The following is a 26,181-nucleotide window of genomic DNA, read 5'->3' as shown; positions in this document are numbered from 1 at the left end:
TAAAATGTGAACTATTTTATAAGTAATTGTTTGATATATTTATATAATTCAAGTGTACAAAGTTGTAGACCAACTTACATTATATCATTATGCTATTTATTATGTTAAATTTTCATAATATATCTTTTATTCTGATATATTTTTTACAATAGGATAAATATATAATATATAATTCTATCATAAGATAATCAAAATTAACTGTATTAATTATAAATGTTACAGTATATTCAATAAATATATATTTACATATAAGTCACACTATTGCATAATAATGATGTTATAATAATAAGTAAATATATTTTTTTACTATTAACTTTATTGGTTTTAGTCTTAGATGTTTTATCTAAAAATTAAGCTATAGATTCTAGTATAAAAAATTAAAGGTATTATAGTCTTGTAATAAAATTATTAATTGGAGGATGCAGAATGAGTGTAAAAAATGAAAATAATGAAATAAAAAAGGAAGAAAATGCAAAAATAACTTCTGTGGATACAAGTTCACAGGAAAATTTAAAAACAGATGTACCAAAAACAAAGGATGCAGTAGACAGTAAAAAGGAAGATAAAGTTAAAGATAAGATAGGAAAGATAAGTGTTAAGGATTCCTTTATAAGTATTATAATAGATCAGGCAATTTCTGTTGGAATATCTGCTGTAGTTTTGTTTATAATAGATGGTATTATTCATCTCTTTGGATGGAAAATAGCAAATAGAGAAGGTATGTTTATTATTTTATTTGTAATTGTAAATATAATATATAATACAATACTGCATAAATCAAAAGCGTCAAATACCTTTGGAGAGAAACTAGCTCATTTAAAATTAACAAAATAAAAGCTTGATAGAAAGAGAGTTTTTTGTTTCAGGTGGAGTTTTTTCTCCATGTGGTAGTAATAGAATAAATTGTAATTATTAAACAACAGTAAAAATAGCCTAGGAGAGATTGGTTTGAGAAGACACAAGGAATATGAATTTGAAGTAGTAGATATAGAATTCCCAGGTATGGGTATTGCCTATAGTGAAGATAGAAAAATATACATAAAAGGCGCAGTTCCAGGACAAAAAATACTGGGAAATGTAAAAAAACTTAAGAAAGAATATGGTGAGGCAAAGCTTATAAAATCTCTTAACAGTATAGAAGGAGAAGTTACTCCAAAGTGTCCTCACTTTGGAGTCTGTGGAGGTTGTACTCATCAATTTATTGATTATGAAGAGCAAATTAGATTAAAAGAAATACAGCTGTTAAAACTCTTTAAAGAGGCAGACATAGAAGGTTTTGAATATGAAGGCATAGAAAAAAGCCCTAAAGAATTTGAGTACAGAAATAAAATGGAGTTCAGCTTTGGAGATGTGGAAAAGGGCGGAGAGCTTACTTTAGGTATGCATATAAGAAATAAAGCCTTTGGAATTGTAAATGTCCATGAATGTACTCTTGTTTCCAAAGATTTTAGAGTGATCTTAGACACAGTTGTAAACTACTTTAGAGATAAAAATACAACTTATTATAGAATAATGAAAAGAGAAGGATATCTTAGAAATCTGGTAATCAGAGAGACAGAACATACAGGAGAAATTCTAGTTAATTTAGTAACCACTTCTCAAGATGAGTTTAATATAGAAGAATTTACTAAATTATTGCTGGATCTTGATTTAGAAGACAAAATAGTCGGAATTCTTCACACTACCAATGATTCCTTTTCAGATGTAGTAGCGGCGGATAGAATTGATATACTCTATGGAAGAGATTATATAGTTGAAAAAGTACTTGGACTTAAGTTTAAAATATCACCACTGTCTTTTTTTCAAACTAATACTCTTGGAGCTGAAAAACTCTATAGTATAGTTATGGACTTTATAGGCGAAGCAGCTTCAAAACTTATCTTTGATTTATACTGTGGTACAGGTACCATTGGTCAAATTGCAGCGGCTAAAAATGCTAAAAAAGTCATAGGTATTGAACTTATAGAAGAAGCAGTAAAAGCTGCGAACGAAAATGCAAAGCTGAATGATCTGGATAACTGCAATTTCATCGCAGGAGATGTAGCAAAAGTAATTCAGGATCTTCAGGATAAACCAGATGTAATAATCCTTGATCCACCAAGACCGGGAGTGCATCCAAAGGCATTGGATTATGTAATAAAATTTGATGCCAAGGAGATAGTATATGTTTCCTGCAATCCTAAGACTCTTATGGTAGATCTTAGGAAGCTTATAGACAGAGGGTATAAGGTGGAGAGAGTAAAAGGGATGGATATGTTTCCTATGACAGGGCATTTGGAATGTGTGGTGAGGCTAGAAAGGAAACACATGTAGCTAAAATATATTAACACTAATGGTTTGCAGTCCTTCAGTACAAGTATTTACACTGGAGGGCTTTCGCGTGCTGAGACATATAAATATAGCAAAGTTATTTCAGTAATATATACATATTAGAGACGAGGAGGATACATATGAAAATTTCAAAGAAAGATGCTTTGGCATGGTTTGAATTTTTTTCAATATTGCCAGAGGATGAGGAAGTTATGATAAAACAGCAAGAAATAATTTATGCTGCCTTTGCACAAATTGAGGCAGCTATTGATCATAGAAATGATATGTTAATGTCAGAAATTAAGGGCTTGAAAACTTTGGAAAATAGAACTTTTTTTGTAGGAAACGAAAATAAATTCTCTGAGGGATGCCGTTCTTGTCTGACGGGAACCGGGTTGAGTGCAATTAGGAAAACAAACAAATGTAACGTAGAGTGCAAGTTCTGTTATAATTATGGAGAATTGGATAATATTCCTCCAGTTGGCGAAGGTATGTGGGAGATAGGAGAAACAAAATTTTATGAGAAGGATATTGATTTACTTCTTTCGGTGCAACAGAAACCTACGGGTATTTCCTATGTTTATTTAGAGCCATTTATGGAAATTGAAAAATACTATTCTATTATAAAGAAATTTAGTGATGCTGAAATTTATCAACATTTATATACAAATGGCACTTTAGCTACAGAAGAAACATTAAGAGCATTAGGTGAAGCTGGACTTGACGAAATACGTTTCAATCTAGGTGCTTCCAACTGCTCAGATAAAGTTATTGAGAATATTGGAATAGCTAAAAAATATATTAAAAGCGTAGGAATTGAAACTCCAATGACTCCTGAGTTTTTCGAAGAATTTTTTAAGAAAAAGCAAGCAATATTGGACACAAAACTTGATTTTATCAATTGTGCAGAATTACATTTAAATGAGAATAATATAGATAATTATTATGGAGAAAATATGTATATTTCAAGACATGGCTATATTTCTCCAGCTTGGAGCAGAGAATTAACTTTAAAATTCATGAAAATAGCCTATGAAGAAAGCTGGGATTTAGCAGTTCATGATTGCTCAAACCATACAAAATTTGCTAGAGATTTGAATTTGAGCAGCAAAGAGGGTAAGTGGTTTGGATCAAGTAATTATGGTTGTGAATTTTCAAGAATACCATACGAAGTATTTTTACCAATATTGCGTGATGACAATTTTAAATTTTTAAGTGAAGAAGAATTGCCTGATGGCTATAAAGCAGGAGAGATGATTTTTTAGAGAGTCTTGTCATTTTGTTTTTCCTTTATTTTCAACAAATAATAATTTGCCGCTAAGACCTTACTAGGTTCAAGCGGCATTATTGTTTTGCATTTCTTTCAAATAAAAAAACGATCCACTATGTAAGAATTTAATACTGTAGATTATGTGGCTATTCTTAATTCGTTATCTAAATGAATGGTACGTGCACAGATACAGGCCTTTTCTCATGAATTATATTTACAGAAGAATGAATAACTTAATTTAAATGATGGTGATATCAGTCTTTGTTCTTTATCCTTGCTTCCTTTTAATGAATGAGCTAATTAAAAAACTATATGACATATCTGGAAAAGAGTGCAAGAAAATTACAAATATGATGATTGCAGAAGTTATTAAAGAAGTTTTTGAAGGCATTGCACTAGGTGCCGTTATGATATCAAAGGGTTTTAAGTAAATATTGAGTATGTTTTATGCTTCTTCAAATTATGGTATGAGTTTTTTTACCCAAGCAAGTCCTGCACACTACATTATTTTTCTATACAGTGGTATAATAATCTATATTAAATTACAAAAGGAAAGAAATATTATGGAAGAATCAAAGCTTATTAAAATTATAAAGAAAAACCCGTATGCTATAGCACATATAGATAATCCTACAGATGAGATGAAGCTATTGGCAGTTAAGGGAAATGGACTTGCATTAAAAAATATAGATAATCCAAGCAAAGAGGTACAGGAAGCTGCTTTAGAGAGTAACGGGAGAGCTATTGAGTTTATAGATAATCCTTCAGAACATATGAAGATAAAAGCAATAAATTCTGGATGGACTAATTTGGAGTTTATTAAGAATCCAACGGATAAATTAATTGAATTGGCTATAAATCAAGCCGGATGGGCTATTAAATATATTGATAATCCAAGTGAGGAATTGCAGTTGTTGGCTGTAAGAAAAAATTACGAGTCATTAAAGTTTATTAAAGAACCCTCTGAGCGTGTACAAGAAGAGGCTGTAAAAATAAGCTACGATGCATTGAGATATATAAATTCACCTTCTCATAATGCCCAGTTTATGGCTGTAAAGAATAATTACAAGGCTATTAATCTTATAAACAATTTAGATAAGAATAAAATATTGGAATTTTTAAAGGTAAATTTTTTGGTGATTAAATATTTCATTAAAGAAATAACTAAAGAGGAATTAGAACAACTGTTAAAGGAGCAATTATCAAAGGAAGATGTTGATGAAAAATATGTGAGAGATTTTTTAAATTATAATAATACAGATAAGAATAATCACATTATACCAGAGAATAAGGTAATGTTTATTTATAAATATGGAAGTAAAAAGGCTAAAAAAGTAACTGTAGATGAAAAGCTGAAGATAGTATAGGGGTGATTATAATGAATTTTACAGATACATTAAAAAGTGTTGACTTAGTACTAGCTACTGGAGAAGTTCCATTAATAGTTGGTGAAAGCGGGATAGGAAAAACAGCTTTAGCAAAAGAAATTGTTGAAAAAAATAACTTTAGTTTAGTTGTAATTGATGGTAATCTCCTTAAAGAAGGTGAAATAGGCGGTCTTCCAACTATAGAAGCTTATGACAAAGTTAATAATAAAGGAGAAAAGGAACTAAAGAAAACCACAGTATATGCAGTGCATAATAAGCTGAGGGAAATTGATGAAGAAATATCCAAAGGCAAAACAGTTCTTTTATTCATAGATGAGATAAATCGTTGTGAACATACAGTACAACAGGAGCTTATGAATTTAATATTAAATAGAGAAATTAATGGATATAAGCTGCATAGGAGTGTAAAAATATTAGCAGCCATGAATCCTTCAAGTAAATATGGCTATGATTACCAGGTTGTGGATATGGATACAGCGCAGGAAAATAGATTTGTGTGGCTATATATGGAGCCTGACTATATTCAGTGGTTAGATTGGGCAGCAAATGCAGGAATAGAAGAAAAGGTTATAGAATTTATCGGAACCTTTCCGGAATATTTATATAAAATAAATGAAGATGATATAATGGCAACTCCAAGAAGTTATGAGAGAATTTCTAGTGCTTACAAAATTTATAAAGAGAAAAAAGATACAATACCTAGAGCAGTTTTTCTAAATGTTATAAAAGGAAATGTAGGTAAATTAATTGCTGAAGAGTTTGTAAGCTTTATTGAATCAGATTATAATCCTCTAATATCCTATGCAGATGCTTTTTTAGCAGATTCTCTCAGTGGGGCTATTATAGAAAGAGTGAAAAATGAAAGTCATACAAGACTTTATCTGTCTGCAAAGAATATTTTGAAAATCTTGGAAGCTAGTATAAGCAATAATAATTATGATTCGGATTATTACATTAACAGACTTAATGAACTTTTAAAAATATATCCTGCAGATTTAAGGGTAGGAATTATGAAGGATATTAGGAACAGTTATAGTGAAATATATAAACATGCCATTGAAAATGAAGCTTTTGTAGAATCCTATTTTAAATCCTATAATTTAATAAGGTGATAGTATATGGAAAATAATTTTGAAGATCATGTAAAGGAACTTTATGAAAGAGCAAATAAAATTGCAGATGTTTCTTTTAAAACAAATTATAAGAATAGTAAAGCTGATAAAGATGTACTAGAAGATTTTGAAAAAGAATTTTTCAGCCTTGTAGATAAAGTTAATTTAAGTCTTATGGAGGACAAAGATAATTTTTATGGATATTTTTTGTTTCAGATGTCACGAAAGATAAGATTTGATATAAACAGTCCTACTGCCGTGAATTTTAAAGGAGCTAAATATATTATATATTTTAATCCCATAATTTTTTTAAATCTTAATATAAAACAAATGGAAACCACTATTAAACACGAAATACTCCACATATTATCTATGCATCTAATAAGGGCAAAAGAATTTAAAAGAGACTATAGTACACTGGTTGTTAATATGGCAATGGATATAGTAGTAAATACCTATTTAGATAATCTGCCTCCATATGCCACTACTTTAGATTGGGTGAATGTAAAATATTCTTTAAAACTCTTACCATATAAACCTTTTGAATATTATGCAGAAAAGCTTAGAGCTGTCATAGATTTGGTAGAAGAAGGAAAAGATGTTCCTAAGGATAATGATAATAAAGATAAAAAAATAGAAACTGAATATAGTCCTGAAAACACCCATGATATTTGGGAGGATTCAAGTGAGATAGATGAAAAAACACTTAAAGAATTTACTGAGAAGTTTATCAATAGCTCTCAAAAGGGTACAATTCCTGACTATTTAGACAGTGTGATATTATCATTTAAAAACAGTAAAGGTGAGCTGCCTTGGAACTTATATCTTAAAAGGTTAATGGGAACTGTTATTAGCAATAAAAAGAAAACTATAACCAGAAGAAGCAGGAGACAGCCTTATAGGCTGGATTTAAGAGGTCAGCTTAGGAGTTATAAGGCAAAGATTGCTGTTGCTATTGACATAAGCGGAAGTATTAGTGATGAAGAATTTAATCAGGCTATTAAAGAGATAATTAGTATAGTAAAAAACTATAATCATGAAATTACCGTTATAGAATGTGACAGTGAAATCAGAAGGGTGTATAAAATCAAATCAGTAAAGGATATAAGAAACAGAATGAACATAAGGGGAGCCACCAGATTTAATCCTGTTTTTGAATATGCTAATAATAATGACATTAATTTGCTGGTGTATTTTACCGACGGTAAAGGTGAAGATAAACTACAGGAGGTACCTAGAGGATATAAAACTTTATGGGTTATTTCTGGAAGAGGGGACAAGCTTTCTTTGAAGAAACCTTATGGAGTAGTAAAAAAACTTAACAATGTTGAAGTAAAAGATGATATGTCCAATATTAATGAATGTATAAGAAGCGGATATTCCATGATGAACCAGGAGCCTGAGCAGATTTAAATAATTTTTTTTATGGCCTCAATTGTAAATTGAAATTCAATCCTTCCGATTTCAGATTGAGTTATAATTCTTAAATAAAATATATATACTAGGAGTTTACATCTTGGCTTACAAAAAGATTGGTGATGAGCCAGTCTTTTTTGTTGCGTTATTTTTATCAGAGATTTATCCTTCCTCAATTGTAAATCGAATTGCAACCCTTCAACTCTATTTGAGTTATAAAATTTTTGATTAAATATATATGCTCAGGAGGTTGCATCCTGGCTTACAAAAAGATTGGTGATGAGCCAGTCTTTTTTGTTGCATTATTTTTATCAGAGATTTATCCTTAAAACGTTGGTGGCAGAATGGAGGATATATGTCTAAATTTTTCCTCAATTGTAAATCGAATTGCAACCCTTCAACTCTATTTGAGTTATAAAATTTTTGATTAAATATATATGCTCAGGAGGTTGCATCCTGGCTTACAAAAAGATTGGTGATGAGCCAGTCTTTTTTGTTGCATTATTTTTATCAGAGATTTATCCTTAAAACGTTGGTGGCAGAATGGAGGATATATGTCTAAATTTTTTACTTATGAAGAAAGACTTGAGTTACAGAAACATCTGAAAGAAAGTCTTTCATTTAAAGAAATCAGTCGCAGATTAGATAAGAATCCAACTACGATTTCCAGAGAAGTACGTAAAAACAGCTCTGAAGTTGCTACAGGTTATCCTGGTTTCCCTTATAATACTTGCAAGAACCGTTTTAACTGTAGAAAGAAGAATATCTGTGGCAATGACTGCTCTAGAAAATCGGCGGCCTACTGTAAGCTGTGTGCTCAGTGCAATGCAAGATGCGATGATTTCATAGAAGAAATATGTACTGCCAGATTTCGTGTCCCATATGTGTGTAATGGCTGTGAAAGCCTTGGCAAATGCACATTACTCAAAAATATTTATGATGCAGAACATGCCCATATCAAAGCTTCAGAAGTAATATCGGAAGCAAGAAGCGGTTTATGTGTTTCTGAAGATGAAATAGCAAGACTAAACGCTATTATTTCTCCACTGGTTAAAAACGGTCAATCTGTTCATCAAATATACGTTACGCATGAAGATGAACTTATGTGTAGTGAGAAAACTATTTACAACTATATAGACGCCTGCCTGTTTGATGTACGCAACATTGATCTTCCTCGCAAAGTTAAATTCCGCGAACGTTATAAAAAGCCGGAATTCAAGGTAGATAAAGGTTGTCGTATTGGACGTAATTACGAAGACTTCAATGTTTTTCTGAATAAGAATCCAGATATATCGGTGGTACAGATGGATTCTGTGATTGGAACCAAAGGTGGAAAATGTATTCTTACTATTCACTTTGTGGAAAGCAGCTTAATGCTGGCATTCCTGCGTGATGCAAATACCTCCCAATCCGTGATTGATATATTCAACATGCTTGAAAAAGATCTTGGTGAGGAACTTTTTCGAAAACTGTTTCCTATTATCCTAACAGATAACGGCAGCGAGTTTTCCAACCCAAAAGCAATCGAGTATCGTCCTGGACCACGGTTTGGTTTAAGAACCCATGTGTTTTACTGTGATGCGGGAAGTCCGTTTCAAAAAGGAGCGATTGAGGTAAACCATGAACTGATACGTAGGGTTCTTCCTAAAGGAACTAGTTTTAATAGCCTGACGCAAGAAGATATCAGTCTGATGATGAACCATATCAACTCATACAAAAGAAAAAAGCTGAACAACCGTAGCCCATACGAAACGTTCAGCTTTTATCACGGAGAAGAAGTTTTAACAAAACTTAGATGTGCACCAGTTGCAGCCAGTGACATCATGTTAAAGCCAGTTCTTCTCAAAAAATAAAACGATAAAACTGCGCCGCCAGCAATTCATACAGAAGCTAAACAGGGGTGGATTCTCCGATTACAAAAAAATCGAGAGGGAATCGACCTCCCTTTGGCTTGCAGTTTTCTATTATGATACAGCAGAAAAGTAGGAAAATCAAACTGCATTTTGGTTAAAAAAACTGCATTTCATTTACAAAACTGGCTTTTCGAGTGCAAAAACTGCATTTCATTTACAAATATTTAGTTGTTGATTACAAACATTGCATCTGGTTTTACAAAGTTGCGTCTTCTTTTACTATTGAGTCTATTGAGTTTTTGTTTAAATTTACAAAGTGATAACAATAAATAAGTAATTAAATTCAATAATAATATATTGTTAAACGATAAAATACGTGCTAAAATTAAATTAACAATATATAAGTGAGGTGCTTTTTATGAAACAATGTTCAACAATTTTCTTAAGGATATCTGTAATTCTTATTGGAATTCCAGTTCTTGCTCTATGTATATTTTGGTTGCCTTCAGCTGCAGATTATTTACACTATCCCATTTTAATAGGTGTGTATGCAACCGCCATAACGTTTTTCTTTGCTGTATATCAAGCTTTAAAACTTTTAAGCTATATTGACAAGAACAAAGCTTTCTCGGAATTATCTGTAAAGGCTTTAAAGTATATCAAATACTGTGCAATAACAATAAGTATTATATATGCAGTACTCCTGCCATTGGTATTTCCTATAGCGGATGCAGACGACGCCCCAGGTCTCATGGGATTCCCAGTGATTTTTATTTTTGCTTCTTCTGTAGTTGGAGTCTTTGCTGCTGTTCTTCAAAGGCTTTTACAAGATGCTATTGATATAAAATCAGAAAATGATTTAACGGTGTGAGGTGAATAACATGGCAATTATAATCAATATTGATGTGATGCTGGCTAAAAGGAAAATGAGTGTAACAGAACTTACACAGAAGGTTGGAATAACCATGGCAAACCTCTCTATACTAAAGAATGGAAGAGCAAAAGCTATTAGATTTTCAACTTTAGAGGCAATATGCAAAGCTTTGGAATGCCAACCAGGTGATATTTTAGAATATAGAAATGATACATAAATGGGAAGTTGAATACTACAAGTAGATTAGTAAAATGTTGAGTAAAGTTTATTTCAGGAGGTAATATATGAAGATTAAATTAATTCAACCTGCAATGCTGCCAAGGCCTATGGATACAAAGTTAAAAACAAGAATGTCTCCTTCATTAGCTTTATTGACAATAGCAAATCTTACGCCGAAAGAGTATGAAGTTATTATTGAAAATGAAAATGTTGAAAAGATAGATTTTGATGAGCATGTAGATTTGGTAGCAATAACTGTCACTGTGGATGTTATGAATAGAGCGTTGGAAATATCAAAGGAATTCAAAAATCGTGGAATAACAGTAATTGCAGGAGGTATACATATTACAGCAGATCCAGAGGGTGTTCTTAATAGCTTTGACGCAATATGTGTGGGAATGGCTGAGAGAGTTTGGGCAAAAATCCTTAAGGATAAAGAAAATAATTCACTTAAGAATATATATTATGATATGGAAAATCTTGCTGGGAAAGAAATAGTATCACCTAACTATTACATTATTGATAATAAAAAGTATTTATATACTAATATAATTAGTACAAGCAGGGGGTGCCCCTTTGAATGTGATTTCTGCTATAATAGTTGCAAAAATGTACTTAAAACTTATATTAATAGACCCATAGATGATGTAATTAAAGATATAAATGCATTAAAAACAAGGCATATAATGTTTATTGATGATAATTTTATTGGAAATTCCAAATGGACAAAAAAAGTATTAAAGGAAATAAAACCTCTTAAACTAAAGTGGAACGCAGCAGTTACTTCTAATATAGTGTACATGCCTGAATTATTAGATGAAATGAAGGAGTCTGGTTGCCAAAGTCTATTTATAGGTTTTGAAAGTATAAATAGTAAGTCAATAGATAGTGTCCACAAGGTGCAAAATAGTGTAAAGAGATATGAGAAACTTGTAGATGAAATTCATAAAAGGGGAATAATGATAAATGCAAGCTTTGTTTTTGGATTAGATGAAGATGATGTCTCTGTATTTAAAAATACATTAGAATGGATAGTTAAAAATAAGATAGAAACGGTAACCTCACATATCCTTACCTCATATCCTGGTACAAAGTTATACTCATCATTAATAGAGGAAAATAGAATTGTAGATTTTAATTTGTCAAATTATAATACTGCGCATGTGGTATATAAACCCAAGAATATGACAGCAGAAGAATTATATAATGGATATCTATGGATATATAAAGAAGTGTACACGTTTAAAAATATAATGAAAAGACTACCAAAATCTAAAAAGCAATGGATTCCATTTCTAACATTTAATTTCCTTTATAGAAAGTTTGGAAAGCTGACAGAATTATTGTGCAATATAGTCTCTTTTAAAAATATAGGAAGATTTTTTAGATGGTTAGCTTATTGTATAAAGTAGGCGATGGAATTTTAATCTTTCCATTTGCAAAGGTAACTGTGACTTGGGGAAAATAGTAAATGTCTTAAAGGAATAACTTTATTTTGAAAATGAATTTCTAATACTAATACCATTGCCATAAAATCAATTGCTGGTAGGTACGGAGAAACGTATTCTATAAAAGAAAACTTAATATCTAATGATTTAACCCATAAACAAATTGTTATTGCATATGCTAATAATTAATATGGATTCATTTAATAAGACAGCAAAAAGGGGAGAAATAAGAACACCAAATTTATCTGTTATTATATCAGCATAGAGATTTATAAAAAATTAAAGCGTTAAATATAAATAGCTTCTGAGGATATTGTCCTAGAAGTTTTTTTATTTAGAGAATTAGATATGGCTCTCAATAAATGCAGAATATGCGTGTAGATTAAAAAAAGAAGATATACTTTCTGATTCTTATGAAATTATAAATATATATAAGAAAAAAGATATCTAAAGTCATATATATATTTATAAAATAAATTTTTAGGAAAAATAAAAATCAAATAAGAGGTGTTGTATATGAATATTAATTTAAAAATTACATTAGAATCACCAAAGCTTATGGAAGCTTTATTAGCTTTAGCAGAAGAAATATCAAAGTTACAATCAGAGATTATTTTGAGGACAAAAGAAGGACAAGTTTCTAAAAAAGAAAAGAGTATGTAAGCATTCAAAAAAATTTAATTATGATGTGTTTTAACTATAGTAAACATATTGACAAAGTATATTTTGCGGAGTATCATAAAAAAATAAAGTATTAAAAGTAGCTATTATAAAGTTAGACAAGGGGGCTGGCAACTATGGCATTTGAAAATAATAAACCATCAATTGTGAATTCATCAGTTGATGGAATGCGTGATATTAGTGCGAGAAGGGCAGCTACAATAAGTAATATGTTAGAGACGGCTAAAAAGCATGGGCTTGATGATATATTTGCACGTGAAGCAATTGCAAAGTATGGTGCAGATAATGGAAAAGACTTATATAATAATATGAAGGATTCATCAGATTTTAAAGAGTTTGCATCAATTTTTGGAACAGATCATAATAAAGATATATTTGAAATGGAAGTAGTAGAAAAAAACGATGAAGTATTAGCCATAGATTTTCACTATTGTCCTTATGTAACAGAATGGTTAAAGCAGGGGAAAACACCAGAAGAAATTGCAAAATTATGTGAGATTACCATGGAGGGTGATCATGCATTTGCTAAACAATTTAATAATTTGGAGTTTAAATTAGAAGGAACAATTGCAGATGGATTGCCTGTATGTAAATTACGATTTAACAAAATTAATTGATAGTAAACCTTTGAGTATATGTATCATATTCAAAGGTTTTGTTGTATATAAATAAGATAATAAATATAAAAAAACATAATAAGAATGTGAGGCAGTAAAATGGGAAAAAAAGATAATATTCATTGTTCAATTGAGCATCATGCGGTATTATTTGCGATTTTTGCTAAATATACTATAGAGCAGTTTAAGGAAAAAGGGGAGGAAATAATTTATAATTGTGTTGAAAATTATGGACGTGAACGGGGAAAAAGAATGGCAGAAAGAACAATTGCAAATGGAGATTCTTTAGATTTTATAAATAGTCAAGCTTATGGGGAATGGGCTGCAGAAAAAGGACAAATGGAATTTGGAATTGTTAATCTGGAGCCAGAGTATATTACTAATGTTACAAGATGCGAATGGTGTGAGAACTGGAAAAAATATAATCTTTTAGATCATGGAAAATATTACTGTGTTAATATAGATTCAGCGGTCTTTAATGGTTACAATGAGAATTTTCATATGAAGGCAACAAGCGATCTAAGTTTTGGAGCAGATTGCTGTGAATTTCATTGGGGAAATGCTATGACGGAAGAGGATATTAAAAAACTTACTAAAAAGAAAGAAGAATTAGGTAGCAGCTTTACTAGAAATTTTGATTTTCATACAGCACATCTTCTATATTCCATAAGTAAAACTTTAAAAAATGAGCTTGGTGAAGAAGGACAGCTAATTACTGATAAAGTATTAGATAAATATACAGAATTATTTGGAAAAGACTACTTATCTGTACTATATGGGCAATATGATGATAAATGGAACAGGCCCTGAGAGGTATTATATAAAAAAATTATCTATAATAAATTAAAACATAAAGATAGGAGGCATAATTTTATGTTAGATAAGAAAATTACTTTTATTGGCGGAGGAAATATGGCAGAGGGTATTATTGGAGGACTTGTATCCAATGAAGTTTTCAAACCTAAAAATATTACAGTTTTTGATATATTAGATGAAAGAAGAAAATATCTTGAAGCTACATATGGAATAAGTAGTGCTAACACCGCTGTATCTGTTGTTAAGGATGCCGATGTTGTTGTAATTGCAGTACTTCCACAAGATATTGTGCAGGCTTCACAGCATATAAAGAATGAATTATCTGAGGAAACTATTATTATATCCATATGTGCGGCAGTTAGAATTGAAAAATTAGAAAATATATTTGGAAGTCAGCATAAGATAGTTCGTGTTATGCCCAATACTATGATTGAAGCAAAACATGGTTATAGTGCTGTAAGTTTAAATGAAAAAACTAAAGATGGTGATAAGGAAATTATAGTAACACTTTTAAGCGGATTAGGAAAGGTTATGTTTATTGACGAAAAACTTATTAATGCATTTACGGCATATAGTTGTGCTGGGCCTGCTTATATTATGTATTTTATCGCAGCATTGATAGATTCAGGAGTAGAATCTGGATTTTCACGTAAAGATTCAACATCAATTGCATTGGAAAATTTGATTGCTTCTGCAGTAACTCTTCAAAAAATAGGGAAGCATCCATATGAAATTACAGATAGAATGAATTCACCAGCAGGTATTGGGATTAATGCATCTCATGTATTAAATGAATCAGGTTTTCATGGAATTGTTATGTCTGCTGTAAAAAAAGCTTTAGAGAGAACCAATGAATTGGAAAATAAAGTTTTTTGACTTTGCTCAGTGGAAATATAAGTGTAAAAAGTGAACTAGGTAAAGGCAGTATATTTAAAATAGTATTGCCTGCAAGACTTACAGAAATAAATTTCAATATAAATAATTATTTTAACAAATAGATGATAGATATGGAATTTTCTGATATATATCCTTGAGTGGTCATTAAAAGTTAACAGGAGCATTAAGGTCGTATATGATTATTTAACATTTATATTTAATATTACGGTGGAAGAGTTATTTAATTTTGAGGAATAAGATACAAAAATTAGTATGAAAGGGAATTGAATTATTATATAAATATGGTACAATTAAATTGGATTATTAGTTAATAACGTATATTAAAAAGCTAAATTTAGGAGGGGTACACAAATGAAAACAGATTTATTAGAAAAGGGAGCAATAGTACAAAGAGATAAAGAAACTTATGCAGTTGCACCACATTTAACTGCTGGAATTGTAACTCCAGATAATTTAAGAACTATTGCCGATATAGCTGAAAAATATAATGCGGCAGCTATTAAAGTTACTGGAGCTCAAAGAATTGCAATAGTTGGATTAAAAGAGGAAGATTTAGATAACGTCTGGAAAGATTTGGACATGAATCCCGGTGCAGCAATAGGTTTATGCGTAAGAAGTGTAAAAGTATGCCCAGGAACTACTTTTTGTAAAAGGGGCCTTCAGGATTCAGTAGCAGTTGGATCAAAATTAGATAGTTTATATCATGGTAAAAAATTACCTAATAAATTTAAAATGGGTGTAAGTGGTTGTCCTAATAGTTGTGCAGATAGTGCCTTTAAAGATATAGGATTAATAGGAAGTGGAAAAGGCTGGATGTTTTATGTTGGTGGAAAAGGTGGAGCCAGACCAAGAATAGCAGATAAAATAGCAGCCTGTATATCAGAAGAGAAGATATATGATTTAGTAGAAAAAGTTATTCAAGTATATGAAGAAAATGCAACTGTTAGAGAAAGATTAGGAAGCTATATAGATAGAGTAGGATTAGATGAGTTCAAAAAACAAATAGATCTTGATAGTTATTTATAAAAAAATAGTGCTGTAACAGGCACTTTTTTTATATTAGTTTTTAGAGGGAATAAATGTTAAAGCTACCAGTGGCAAAATACAGCAGTATAAATTGTACTAAATTAAAAATTATACACATTTTTTATAAATTAACTTTAAAATTTAAGGACCTTTTAATAGGGTCCTTTTTATTATTACATGAATAAATGTTGTTTAGTTTAAGGTTATATTTTTAATAAAAAAATTGTACATAATATATCAAATATTTCCGAATTTTGCTAATATTTTTTAGTGAAAGGAGGGATATTATGAAAACAATGGAAGAAGTAATTGAGAAAATAGAAGAATTAAGACAGCTAATGTATTCTCTAATGAATGAAAATTCTTCATTAACTGACCCAAAGTTAGTAGCATTAAGTCAAAAAATAGACAAGCTGCTAAATGATTATGATGAGTTAATAAATAAAGATATTTAACTTATTATATCAAAATGAAAAATGAGGGCACCTTCAAGGGGGTGTCCTCTACAGTTTTATAAAATTTTTTATTTTAGAATTATAGATGTTGATTATTATTAAAAATTAGAAAGGCATATATCATTTCTTTTTGTCAGATTTATAAGCATATATTCCTATAAGGGTAAATGCAATAGAAAATCCAATAAATAATATTATACCATTAAAAAGATTTATATGACCACTACGGTTTACTAAATCAAGAAATTTGCTGAACACTATGTTCATCTCCCATTACTTATATTTTTTATTGAGTAAACTTAGTGTTTCCAATTATTGATAATATAAACATAATTAATACATAAGAAATTTTACTATTTAACATATTTTTCTAAAGGATTTTATAGTATTTTGTAGAATTGAACTTTAGAAAGGTGGTGATTAGCGTGAGATTAAATAATGACTGTATAAGAGACATACTTTTATATGTAGAAAAAAATACAACTTATGAATATCCCTTTATAGCTGCAGAAGATTTAATATCGCATTTAAAAGATTATGATGAAGACACAGTAAATTACCATATTACCAAAGTCCATCAAGGAGGACTTATTGATGTAATAAACTATAGGAATAAAGTTCCTTTAGATGTGTCCTTTTTATCTTGGAAAGGTCATGAATACATAGATGCAATTCGAGATGACAAGGTATGGGAAAAACTAAAGAATTCAACTAAAGATATAGCTTCTGTATCATTGGCGATTTTAGTTAGATTAGCAGAAGATGTAATTAAGTCTCTTTTGATTGAGGAAGAACAATAGAAAGTTTTAGTATGTTTTTAAAATGTTTTTGCTATATGACAATAAGAAGTTATTTCATAATGCATATTATCTATGTACTATGAAATACTTCTTTATAGTTAAGTAAGGTGCTATTTTTAGGTTCAATAGTTATTTTATTAATATATTTGCTTTAGTGATTTTACTAGACATTTTATATATTAGAAATTATTATAATTAATTCCTCCAGATGTGCCACATAGCATTATTTGTACCTCTTGCAAATACATCAGTTCTGTTTGGACCCCAGGAAACAGCAGCAGGAGCAGAGGTTATAGTGCCGTCAAGATTTCTCCAATTGCTCCATCTAGAACCATTCCAGGACATAGTGATTAACTGATTGTTTCTATTCCTTGTAAATACTTCAAGTCTATTGGATGATCTTGAAGAAACTGCAGGGGCAGAGGTTATATTACCGCCAAGGTTCTGCCAATTGCTCCATCTAGAACCATTCCACCATAAATGTAATAGACGATTGCCTTGACCTCTTGCAAACACATCAATTCTGTTTGGTTCCCAAGAAACAGCAGCAGGAGCAGAAGTCAGATTTCCACCGAGACTTTCCCAGTCACTCCATCTAGAACCATTCCACCATTTGTGCCAGAGAGCGTTATCAGTTCCACGTACGAAGGTATCTAATCTATTAGGTGCCCAAGAAGAAACTGCAGGAGAAGAGGTCAATACGCCACCAAGACTTTCCCAGTTACTCCACCTAGAACCATTCCACCAAATATGCCACATAGCATTATCTGTACCACGAGCGAATACATCAATTCTGTTTGATCCCCAGGAAACAGCAGCTGGAGCAGAGGTTAATACGCCACCAAGGCTTTCCCAGTCACTCCATCTAGAACCATTCCACCATTTGTGCCAGAGAGCATTATCAGTTCCACGTACAAATGTATCCAATCTATTAGGTGCCCAGGAAGAAACCGCAGGAGCAGAACTCAATATTCCGCCTAAATCCTCCCACTGACTCCATCTGTCAAGCATAGAGGGCGGGATGAATCTTTCACCAATAGTGAAGCTTATTACACCTTTAAAGGTATTATCAACTATATCTTCAGGTACTCCAGCAGATAAAACTGAAAAAACAGCAGGATAGTTTTCTTTTTTAAAATCATCATATATTCTATTTGTTAATGTTTCTATATCTCCTCTATATTTTGTCTTATTGTCTAGGGCATAGGGTATAGCTTCTCTGAAAAAATTATTAACCATCTCGGTACTTATTCTGAATCGTTTAAAATTGGAAAAGAGACCAGGTTCGTTATTGTAAATTAATTCCAATATTACATTTGTCTCTATATCTGAAGATCTAGTGTTATCAGAATAGTTTTCTTCTATAAATTCATCAAAATCTTCAGTTCCATTAAAATCATTATTATAATTAAATCTATAAAAATCTTCTATTGCTGCGTTAAAAAATGGATAAGTATTTTCGGGTGAGTAATGTGGATAATCAAAAAAGTCATTATTATACATTGGAAACCTCCTTGTATTTTTGTTGCGGTTTCAAAATATTATCAGTTATATTTTATGATTTAAATTAAATTGTGTTACAAAAAATTATATAGAAATCGTTGGTACTTAAAAATTTTTGTTATTTGTATTAAATCCTATAACATAATTAAGGTTTGATTCATAAGATATATAAAGCTTGTATTTTAAAGGAGCCATTTATGTATAATTATTTTAGAGAAACTGCAGTACACCCTAGAATTGTAGCTTATGCAAGAGGAGATGTGAATGGAGATATAATACCAGATGGAGTGTATTTAACAGGAGTAAAGACTCCAGATAGTCCTTTTGTTCAAAATATTACTCTTGTAATACAGGATGGAAGAACTGGTAGATTTGCAAATATACAACTTAAACAAAATTCAGGATATAATCCAACATTGTTTTTAGGAGATTTTACGGGTAATTCTATAAATGATATATTAATAGGTATTAATTCGGGTGGTAGTGGTGCAATAATGTATTACTACATTTATTCATTTATCAATAATAGGCCACAATTATTATTTGACTTTGATGTATACAATGAAGAATATCAATATACTGTTACTTACAAGGATAACTATAGGGTAGAAGTTGTCAGTGAGAGTAATAATAAAAAATATATTATAGATATATCTACTAGGGGGGCCGATTATTTAAATGAGATATATGATGCAAATGGTAAACTAAAAAGTCCTATTAGTGGATTTGTAAATCCGCTTAGTGGTTTGTATCCAGTTGATTTTGATGCAAATGGAGTATATGAGTTATTGGCATACCAAAGAATAGCAGGCAGGTATAATGCAGATGGTTTGGGCTATGTCTTAAATACTTTAAAATGGGAGAACAATAGATTTGCTTTAGATAATCAAAATGTAGCTATCTGGGGATCGTGAAAAAACATAAGTAAATTTGAAATTACAGCAGAAGTATATAATAAAACTTTTAATAAATAGAAGTTGTAGCAATAAATAATTAAATAAAAATTTAAAGCTTAGATCTGTATCTTACAGGTCTAATTATTTTATAAAAAATAAGTTAAAAAATGAATCTTTTAGAATATAAATAATAAATTTTTTGTAATATAAAAATTTATTATGTTATAATTTTAGTACTGATGTCTTAAGGAGCGTAGAATCTTATGAGAAAATCTAAAAAGATATATAGAATGATTCGTATTATTACGGTAGGAATAGCTATTTTAGCTCAAATATTCTTGCTGGCTTTTCTTGCAATTAATTTAAGACAAAAATCAGTCTATCTGTATTTTTTGATTGAGATTTTTGGATTGATTGGAGTACTGATTCTAGTAAATAAAAAAAGCAACTCTACTTATGTTATTGCATGGATTTCTATTATTATTTTATTACCTGTATTTGGATATTTGTTATATATTTTATGGGGAAGAACTGGCACACAGGCATTGCGAAGCAAAAGAATTAGAAGAATTTTATCAAATAAAAGGATATGGCTCAACAGGGATTCTGAGATTCAATTGATGCTACAGGAATATTATCCAATCAGAAAAAAATTTTCACAATATTTAGATCATGAGGGATTTCCTCTATATAAGCATGCTGAAAGTAAGTATTATAAATTAGGAGAACTTCAGTTTAAAGATATGCTTATAGATATGAAAAATGCCAAGAAATTTATTTTTCTTGAGTATTTTATTGTTTCTGATGGAAAGCTGTGGAATGACATATATGAAATTCTCAAGGAGAAAGCAGCACAAGGAGTAGAGATTAGGCTGCTTTATGATGATCTTGGAAGTATTATGACAGTACCCGATAATATAGTTAAAGAATTGAAAAGTAAAAATATAAAGGTTATTCCTTTTAATCAAGTGCATAAAAATATTTACAGACTTTATATAAACTATAGAAATCATCAGAAAATAGCAGTTATAGATGGCAATATTGGATATACTGGAGGAACTAATATTGCTGATGAATATGCTAATTTATATAACAAGTATGGACATTGGAAGGATACTGCTATCAGAATAGAAGGAGATGCAGTTTGGAGTCTTACTGTAACATTTCTTCAAATGTGGGAAACTGAAAGTAAAATAAAAGAAAATTATCTAAAATATGAACCTACTGTAAAAATAGTTGGAGATGGATTTTATCAACCTTTTACTGATGGACCTGTTAACAATCCTCATAACCCAGCAGAAGTTATGTATAGACAAATAATTTACAATGCTAAGAAATATGTATATATAACTACTCCCTATTTAGTGATTGATGAATCTATGATGGATGCATTATGTTTGGCAGCTATGGGTGGTATAGATGTTAGAATTGTTACTCCTAGAATATGGGACAAATGGTATGTTCATATGGTCACTCGTTCAAATTATGGTAGACTTATAAAAGCTGGAGTGAAAATTTATGAATATACGCCGGGATATATTCATTCAAAAACTATAATCAGTGATGACGATAATGGAATAACAGGAAGTATAAATATGGATTATCGAAGTTTTAATCTTCATTTTGAAAATGGTATTTGGATATGTGGAGCTCCTATAATAGAGGATATGAAAAATGATATAATTGAAACTTTTAAAGTAAGTGCAGAAATAAGTTTTAATGAATGGAAATGTAGACCCTGGTATATTAAAGTTATTCAGGCCTTTTTAAGATTATTTGCACCACTTCTTTAAAATTTTATTAATAACTTTTCTATACATATAAAACTCGCCTGATTATTATACCTTCAGTTGATTCAACCTTTTAATTAGATCAGAAGACAGAGCTTTTCAGCAATAATAAGAAAAAGTACTTTGCAAGGGAATCTATTTTTAAATCCATTTTGCAAAGTACAGTTGTAACTGTATAGATTAATTTTTTTCTTCGATAAGTGTATTAACTACAAATCTGTTTTGAATAGCTTTTATTATAATGTCTGTAATTAGCCCAAGAAAAGCTATTACAAGTGCTGTTGCAAATATCCTCTTTATATCATAGGTTTGCTGATAGCTTAAAAGCAGCCATCCAAGTCCTGAACTGGCTCCCATCATTTCTGCTGCTATAAGCATAAAAAATGAATAACCTGCACTAATTCTAAGCCCCACAAAGATTGAGGGTAAGATTGCTGGTATAACAACTTTATGAAATAATTTCCATCTGCCAAGTCCAAAGGATCTGGCTTCTTTTAATATTAAGGCATCCATATTTCTGATGCCGTAAACTGTGTTAAACATTATGGGCCATATGCATGTCCACGCAATAACACTTACTTTAGTACTTTCTCCAATACCTAGAATTAAAATAAAAACGTGAAACAATAGAAATGGATTAATTTGAGAAAAAATCTCTATAACAGGCTCTGCTATTAGGTCCAATTTGGAAAACCAGCCTCCAAGTAAAAATCCTAACGGTATACCGATTATAATTGAAATAGCAAGTCCAAGTAAAGCCCTCTGTACACTTATAGCAACACTTAGCATGAGGTTTTGAGAAAGAAGCATGGTCCATAGAGTTATCAGTATACTGGAAAAAGATGGAACAAATTGAGGGTCTAGTATTTCTAATTTACTGCTGATTTCCCATATTGAAAGGAATATGAATATAATCAAAAATTTATAAAAAGTATCATTTTTTTTCTTTGACATCAGTTGGATTCTCCCTTCTTAAAGAATATTATTTATCCATGTTCATATGGCTAGATTTATTACTATCATTCATATTCATATGGTTTGAACTATCATCTTGCATGTTTTTAGAGGAACCATCAACTTTGTTATGATTATCCATATTCATATGATCAGAATTAGTTTTATTATCAGTGTTTGTGGTATTTGTATTATTGGAATCTTTCTTATTATTCATATCCATATGATCCATATGACCAGGAGCATTACTATTACTATATTTACTGCTAAATTCTACAGTATTGGCATAATTAACTTCATAGCTTCCAATACCTATAATTAAAATTATTAATATAGTCAATGCTGAAATTTGAAATTTACCAAATTTAGTACTTGACTTGTTTACTTTAGAAAAGCTAAAACCGTGCTCTGCTTCCTTCCAAAAAAACAACTTGTTTTGAACATATATTAAAGATCTATTTAATATAACTCCAAAAAACACAATAAATAAACCAGCTGAATACATGCGAGGAATCTGATTATTCATGGAAGCATTATGAAAAAGCCATCCTAATCCTGCACTTGCACCTATCATTTCTGCTGCAATCAACATAAAAAAGGACATCTCCGCTCCAACTCTAAGGCCAGCAAAAATTGAAGGCTCAGCTGATGGTAAAAGTACTTTCCTGAACAACTGCCAGTTAGATACATTCATGGAAACAGCAGTTTTTATTATAAGCTTATCTGCACTTCTAGCACCTAATATAGTATTATATAAAACCGGCCATATACATACCCAGGCAACTACTGCAAGTTTTGCAGTTTCACCCATTCCAAAAAAAAGTATGAATATAGGCATTAATGAAAAAGGATTTACTTGCCCAAATATTCTAAAAAGTGGATCCATCCAATCAGCAATATCGCTGAACCAACCACCGAGTAAGAACCCCAGAGGTATTGCAATAATAGAAGCTATAATAAGTCCCAATAAGACTCTCCATAAACTTACCATAATATTTGTAAATAAGGCATTGTTAAACCATAAGATATAAATTTGTCCTAGGATTTTTGAAAAGGGTGGGATAAATTGAGGATTTAAAACACCAACTCGAGAAAAAAATTCCCACAGAATTAAAAATAATGCAACTCCACTATATCTCCATATATAATAACTATAATTTATCTTTGTTTCACTCATAATAATCTCCTTATTGTTTTTACAAATTATTTGTTCTACATATTCTAAGAAAGCAATTCACAACAAATTAAAGACCTTTATAGAGAAACTTTCAGGGAAGCTTTTTCATTTGTCTTATTGTTAGGCTTATTATTGTGAAGAAGGTTCCATATCTTAGAAAATTCTTTAGAGTTTATTACATCAGAAGTATTTCGAGGTCTTCGTAAACTTATTTTAATAATTTCTTCAATCTTGCCGGGGTTAGAAGACATTACTACTACTCTATCTGCTAGAAATATTGCTTCTTCAATACTATGCGTTATAAATACAATAGTTTTATTTGTCTTTTCCCAAATAATTAATAATTCTTCCTGCAGTGATTCTCTGGTTTGAGCATCTACAGCTGCAAAGGGTTCATCCATAAGTAAAACTTCCGGATCATAGGCGAGGGCCCTGGCAATTGCCACTCTTTGTTTCATACCGCCTGATAATTCATGAGGATATCTATTCTTAAACTTATCCAATCCTACTAAATTAATAAATTTAGCACTTATTTCTTTTCTTTTAGCTTTTGAAATTCCTTTTATTTCAAGTCCAAATTCAATGTTTTGTGTTACATTTAGCCATGGAAATAATGCATATCCCTGAAGAATAATTCCTCTATCAAGGTCTGGACCTGTTATTAATTTGCCGTCAATATATATTTCACCAGAAGTAGGTTTAGATAATCCAGCTAAAATATCTAAGAAAGTAGATTTACCGCAACCACTAGGCCCAACTATAGTTATAAATTCACCTTTTTTTATCTGTAAATTGAAATTTTCCAATGCTAAAAATTCTTCATCTGTTTTTCCTTCATCTGATATTACAGTATAGGATTTTTTTATATTTTTAATGGTAACTTTGTAATCATTATCTTCTCTTTCTTCATGTACGTTTTCAATTATTTCGCTCATTTAAAATTCCTCCTAAAATATTGTTTATTTTTAATATAACAAAAGACTAGACATCTAAAAAATAGATATCTAGTCTCCAGCCTTCTGGTCAACTGTATCACTTAAAAATCAATAAATCAAGTAATCATATTTGATTACTATGTTAACACTTTTTAATACCATTGTCAATATGATTTACTTTTTATTAATAGATTCTACATAAGTTCTACATTATTCATGTAATACATAAATTTTATTTCTTATTTTTGCATTTTCATTGTTGAAATTTAATTAATTATTACACATATTCTTTAAAAAAAACAATAATAACAATAAAAATTTAAAGTAAAATTTAAGGGAATAGTAAATTTATATAGTTCTCTTGACAAAGAAGAATAAAGCTTTTAATATATAAGCAAACATATTGGAATACTTAATAATTGGCTTTGCATAGCTTTACTAAAATTTTAATCAATAAATTAAGGAGGTTAAAAATGTTAAAAAGAATTAGAAATTACAATTGGAAATTACATAAAATAAAAATAATAAGAATTATTTTACAAATTATATTTTTGATATTATTTCCAGGACTATTTTCATTAATATTTAGTGAAATAAAAAATGTATATTTGGAAATTATTAAAGGTAATTTTAATTTTATACAGATGTATCCTAATTTAATTGAAATTATAACCATTGCAATTATGACTATATTTTTAGGAAGATTTTTTTGTGGATTTATTTGTGCTTTTGGAACATTAAATGATTTAATTTATCTATCAATAAAAAAGGTATTTAAGATTAATTTTAAATTAGATAGACAAGCAGATTCTATTTTGAAATACGCAAAATATGTGATTTTAATGCTTATAATAATTTTTTCATGGACGATGAAAAGTAAAATTTTTAAGATTAGTAATCCTTGGGAGGCTTTTGCTGGAATAATTGAATTTTGGAGTATTAACAGTAGTTTAATTTTAGGGTTTATAGTTTTAGTATTTATATTAATTGGATCTGCATTAATTGAGAGATTTTTTTGCAGATATCTATGTCCCTTAGGTGCTTTATTTGTATTAAGCTCTAAAATAGCACCTTTTAAAATTAGTAAATTAAAAGAAAGATGTGGCAGTTGTAGAATTTGTACAGATAATTGTTCTATGGGATTATCATTATATAAGTTTAATAGTATTCATAATGGTGAGTGTATAAATTGTTTGAAATGTGTAGAAATATGTCCTAGAAAAAATATAAAAACAGATATATTTAATAAAAATATTAATGCAACAGTAGTGAGTTTAGTTGCTATAGTTAGTTTTGGAGTGATATATTTTGCTAATGGTATGGCCGGTGCAGCTGTAAATAAAAATTATATAGCTATGGAAGCAACGGTGAATACAGTTCAAAGCAAAAAGTCATTAAATAAAGTTAAGTATAAAGATGGTATTTATACGGGAAATTCTTCTATTTATGTTAAACCTAATGTACAAGTTTCGGTAACCATTAAAGATGGAAAAATTGTAGATATTAAAGCAAAACAAACGGAGGGCACACAAGGATACTATGAAAAAGTCATAAATATAATACCAAATGAAATAATAAAAGCCCAATCAACAGAAGTGGACGTAGTATCTGGAGCTAGTGCAAGTTCTGAGGGGATTATTGTAAGTACACAAGAAGCATTAGAAAAAGCCAAAATTAAATGATAATTAATATGTGGAATTTATTGATAAAATCACAAGATAATATTACAATGGCTTAAAATACA

26 protein-coding genes are annotated in these 26,181 nt (G+C 30.1%); 21 read left to right on the top strand and 5 right to left on the bottom strand.

The window, feature by feature from the left end:
- The first annotated feature begins 426 nt into the window (after window positions 1–426).
- From CLPA_RS10990 to CLPA_RS10915, 17 genes are all read left to right on the top strand, one after another.
- Window positions 427–834 carry a hypothetical protein gene (locus CLPA_RS10990; RefSeq protein ID WP_003441662.1) on the top strand — a complete coding sequence of 136 codons (408 nt, stop codon included), beginning with the start codon at window positions 427–429 and terminating at the stop codon, window positions 832–834.
- A 114-nt stretch (window positions 835–948) separates the two neighbouring features.
- Window positions 949–2,313: a 23S rRNA (uracil(1939)-C(5))-methyltransferase RlmD gene (gene rlmD, locus CLPA_RS10985; protein WP_003441664.1), complete on the top strand. Its 1,365-nt coding sequence runs from the start codon at window positions 949–951 to the stop codon at window positions 2,311–2,313.
- A 137-nt stretch (window positions 2,314–2,450) separates the two neighbouring features.
- Complete coding sequence (locus tag CLPA_RS10980; RefSeq protein ID WP_003441665.1) at window positions 2,451–3,575, top strand: radical SAM protein; 1,125 nt, start codon at window positions 2,451–2,453, stop codon at window positions 3,573–3,575.
- A 292-nt stretch (window positions 3,576–3,867) separates the two neighbouring features.
- Entirely contained in the window at window positions 3,868–4,011 is a 144-nt protein-coding gene (locus CLPA_RS21190; protein WP_155760375.1) for a hypothetical protein, read from the top strand.
- Between the two features lie 132 nt (window positions 4,012–4,143).
- Window positions 4,144–4,947, top strand: coding sequence for a hypothetical protein (locus CLPA_RS10970; RefSeq protein WP_003441668.1), 804 nt, complete (start codon window positions 4,144–4,146; stop codon window positions 4,945–4,947).
- A gap of 11 nt (window positions 4,948–4,958) precedes the next feature.
- A complete protein-coding gene (locus CLPA_RS10965) occupies window positions 4,959–6,080 on the top strand; it encodes an ATP-binding protein (protein WP_003441670.1) in 1,122 nt (373 codons plus the stop codon).
- A gap of 6 nt (window positions 6,081–6,086) precedes the next feature.
- Window positions 6,087–7,493, top strand: a complete 1,407-nt coding sequence (locus tag CLPA_RS10960) for a vWA domain-containing protein (protein ID WP_003441672.1) — start codon at window positions 6,087–6,089, stop codon at window positions 7,491–7,493.
- A gap of 557 nt (window positions 7,494–8,050) precedes the next feature.
- Complete coding sequence (locus CLPA_RS10955; RefSeq protein WP_003441674.1) at window positions 8,051–9,349, top strand: IS30 family transposase; 1,299 nt, start codon at window positions 8,051–8,053, stop codon at window positions 9,347–9,349.
- Window positions 9,350–9,767: 418 nt separating this feature from the next.
- The gene (locus tag CLPA_RS10950; protein ID WP_003441676.1) at window positions 9,768–10,220 is read left to right on the top strand and encodes a DUF2975 domain-containing protein; all 453 of its coding nucleotides are present in this window, start codon (window positions 9,768–9,770) and stop codon (window positions 10,218–10,220) included.
- 10 nt (window positions 10,221–10,230) lie between these two features.
- Window positions 10,231–10,440 (top strand): helix-turn-helix domain-containing protein, encoded by a 210-nt coding sequence (locus CLPA_RS10945; RefSeq protein WP_003441678.1) that lies wholly within the window; start codon window positions 10,231–10,233, stop codon window positions 10,438–10,440.
- Between the two features lie 67 nt (window positions 10,441–10,507).
- Window positions 10,508–11,854, top strand: a complete 1,347-nt coding sequence (locus CLPA_RS10940) for a B12-binding domain-containing radical SAM protein (protein WP_003441680.1) — start codon at window positions 10,508–10,510, stop codon at window positions 11,852–11,854.
- A gap of 552 nt (window positions 11,855–12,406) precedes the next feature.
- Complete coding sequence (locus CLPA_RS21185) at window positions 12,407–12,553, top strand: hypothetical protein (protein WP_155760374.1); 147 nt, start codon at window positions 12,407–12,409, stop codon at window positions 12,551–12,553.
- 134 nt (window positions 12,554–12,687) lie between these two features.
- Window positions 12,688–13,188, top strand: a complete 501-nt coding sequence (locus tag CLPA_RS10935; RefSeq protein WP_003441682.1) for an L-2-amino-thiazoline-4-carboxylic acid hydrolase — start codon at window positions 12,688–12,690, stop codon at window positions 13,186–13,188.
- Window positions 13,189–13,287: 99 nt separating this feature from the next.
- Entirely contained in the window at window positions 13,288–13,998 is a 711-nt protein-coding gene (locus CLPA_RS10930) for an L-2-amino-thiazoline-4-carboxylic acid hydrolase (RefSeq protein WP_003441685.1), read from the top strand.
- Between the two features lie 63 nt (window positions 13,999–14,061).
- On the top strand, window positions 14,062–14,880 hold the full coding sequence (gene proC, locus CLPA_RS10925) for a pyrroline-5-carboxylate reductase (protein ID WP_003441687.1): 819 nt from the start codon (window positions 14,062–14,064) through the stop codon (window positions 14,878–14,880).
- Window positions 14,881–15,252: 372 nt separating this feature from the next.
- Window positions 15,253–15,927, top strand: coding sequence for a nitrite/sulfite reductase domain-containing protein (locus CLPA_RS10920; protein ID WP_003441691.1), 675 nt, complete (start codon window positions 15,253–15,255; stop codon window positions 15,925–15,927).
- Window positions 15,928–16,214: 287 nt separating this feature from the next.
- Window positions 16,215–16,382, top strand: coding sequence for an aspartyl-phosphate phosphatase Spo0E family protein (locus CLPA_RS10915; protein ID WP_003441693.1), 168 nt, complete (start codon window positions 16,215–16,217; stop codon window positions 16,380–16,382).
- Window positions 16,383–16,502: 120 nt separating this feature from the next.
- Here CLPA_RS10915 and CLPA_RS21180 read toward each other — a convergent pair whose 3' ends face one another.
- A complete protein-coding gene (locus CLPA_RS21180) occupies window positions 16,503–16,640 on the bottom strand; it encodes a hypothetical protein (protein WP_155760373.1) in 138 nt (45 codons plus the stop codon).
- 167 nt (window positions 16,641–16,807) lie between these two features.
- On the opposite strand from CLPA_RS21180, the gene CLPA_RS10910 reads away from it, so the two are divergent.
- Window positions 16,808–17,182: a DUF2513 domain-containing protein gene (locus tag CLPA_RS10910; RefSeq protein ID WP_003441695.1), complete on the top strand. Its 375-nt coding sequence runs from the start codon at window positions 16,808–16,810 to the stop codon at window positions 17,180–17,182.
- A 195-nt stretch (window positions 17,183–17,377) separates the two neighbouring features.
- Here CLPA_RS10910 and CLPA_RS21430 read toward each other — a convergent pair whose 3' ends face one another.
- Window positions 17,378–18,193, bottom strand: a complete 816-nt coding sequence (locus tag CLPA_RS21430) for a PLL family lectin (protein ID WP_080751554.1) — start codon at window positions 18,191–18,193, stop codon at window positions 17,378–17,380.
- A 689-nt stretch (window positions 18,194–18,882) separates the two neighbouring features.
- Here CLPA_RS21430 and CLPA_RS10900 point away from each other — a divergent pair.
- Window positions 18,883–19,599: a hypothetical protein gene (locus CLPA_RS10900; RefSeq protein ID WP_003441698.1), complete on the top strand. Its 717-nt coding sequence runs from the start codon at window positions 18,883–18,885 to the stop codon at window positions 19,597–19,599.
- A 245-nt stretch (window positions 19,600–19,844) separates the two neighbouring features.
- Window positions 19,845–21,374: a cardiolipin synthase gene (cls, locus tag CLPA_RS10895; RefSeq protein ID WP_003441700.1), complete on the top strand. Its 1,530-nt coding sequence runs from the start codon at window positions 19,845–19,847 to the stop codon at window positions 21,372–21,374.
- 177 nt (window positions 21,375–21,551) lie between these two features.
- Here the strand turns inward: cls and CLPA_RS10890 are convergent, their stop codons facing one another.
- The 3 genes from CLPA_RS10890 to CLPA_RS10880 all read right to left on the bottom strand — a co-directional run bounded on the left by CLPA_RS10890 (window position 21,552) and on the right by CLPA_RS10880 (window position 24,437).
- A complete protein-coding gene (locus CLPA_RS10890) occupies window positions 21,552–22,325 on the bottom strand; it encodes an ABC transporter permease (RefSeq protein WP_003441702.1) in 774 nt (257 codons plus the stop codon).
- Window positions 22,326–22,353: 28 nt separating this feature from the next.
- Window positions 22,354–23,502: an ABC transporter permease gene (locus CLPA_RS10885; protein WP_003441704.1), complete on the bottom strand. Its 1,149-nt coding sequence runs from the start codon at window positions 23,500–23,502 to the stop codon at window positions 22,354–22,356.
- A 77-nt stretch (window positions 23,503–23,579) separates the two neighbouring features.
- Window positions 23,580–24,437: an ABC transporter ATP-binding protein gene (locus tag CLPA_RS10880; protein ID WP_003441706.1), complete on the bottom strand. Its 858-nt coding sequence runs from the start codon at window positions 24,435–24,437 to the stop codon at window positions 23,580–23,582.
- Between the two features lie 473 nt (window positions 24,438–24,910).
- On the opposite strand from CLPA_RS10880, the gene CLPA_RS10875 reads away from it, so the two are divergent.
- A complete protein-coding gene (locus CLPA_RS10875; protein WP_003441708.1) occupies window positions 24,911–26,119 on the top strand; it encodes a 4Fe-4S binding protein in 1,209 nt (402 codons plus the stop codon).
- Window positions 26,120–26,181: the final 62 nt, after the last annotated feature.

The organism is Clostridium pasteurianum DSM 525 = ATCC 6013 (genome assembly GCF_000807255.1).
Taxonomy (GTDB): Bacteria; Bacillota; Clostridia; order Clostridiales; family Clostridiaceae; genus Clostridium_I; species Clostridium_I pasteurianum.
Note: the sequence above shows the minus strand (reverse complement) of the source record. Positions and strands in the feature narration are given on the sequence as shown.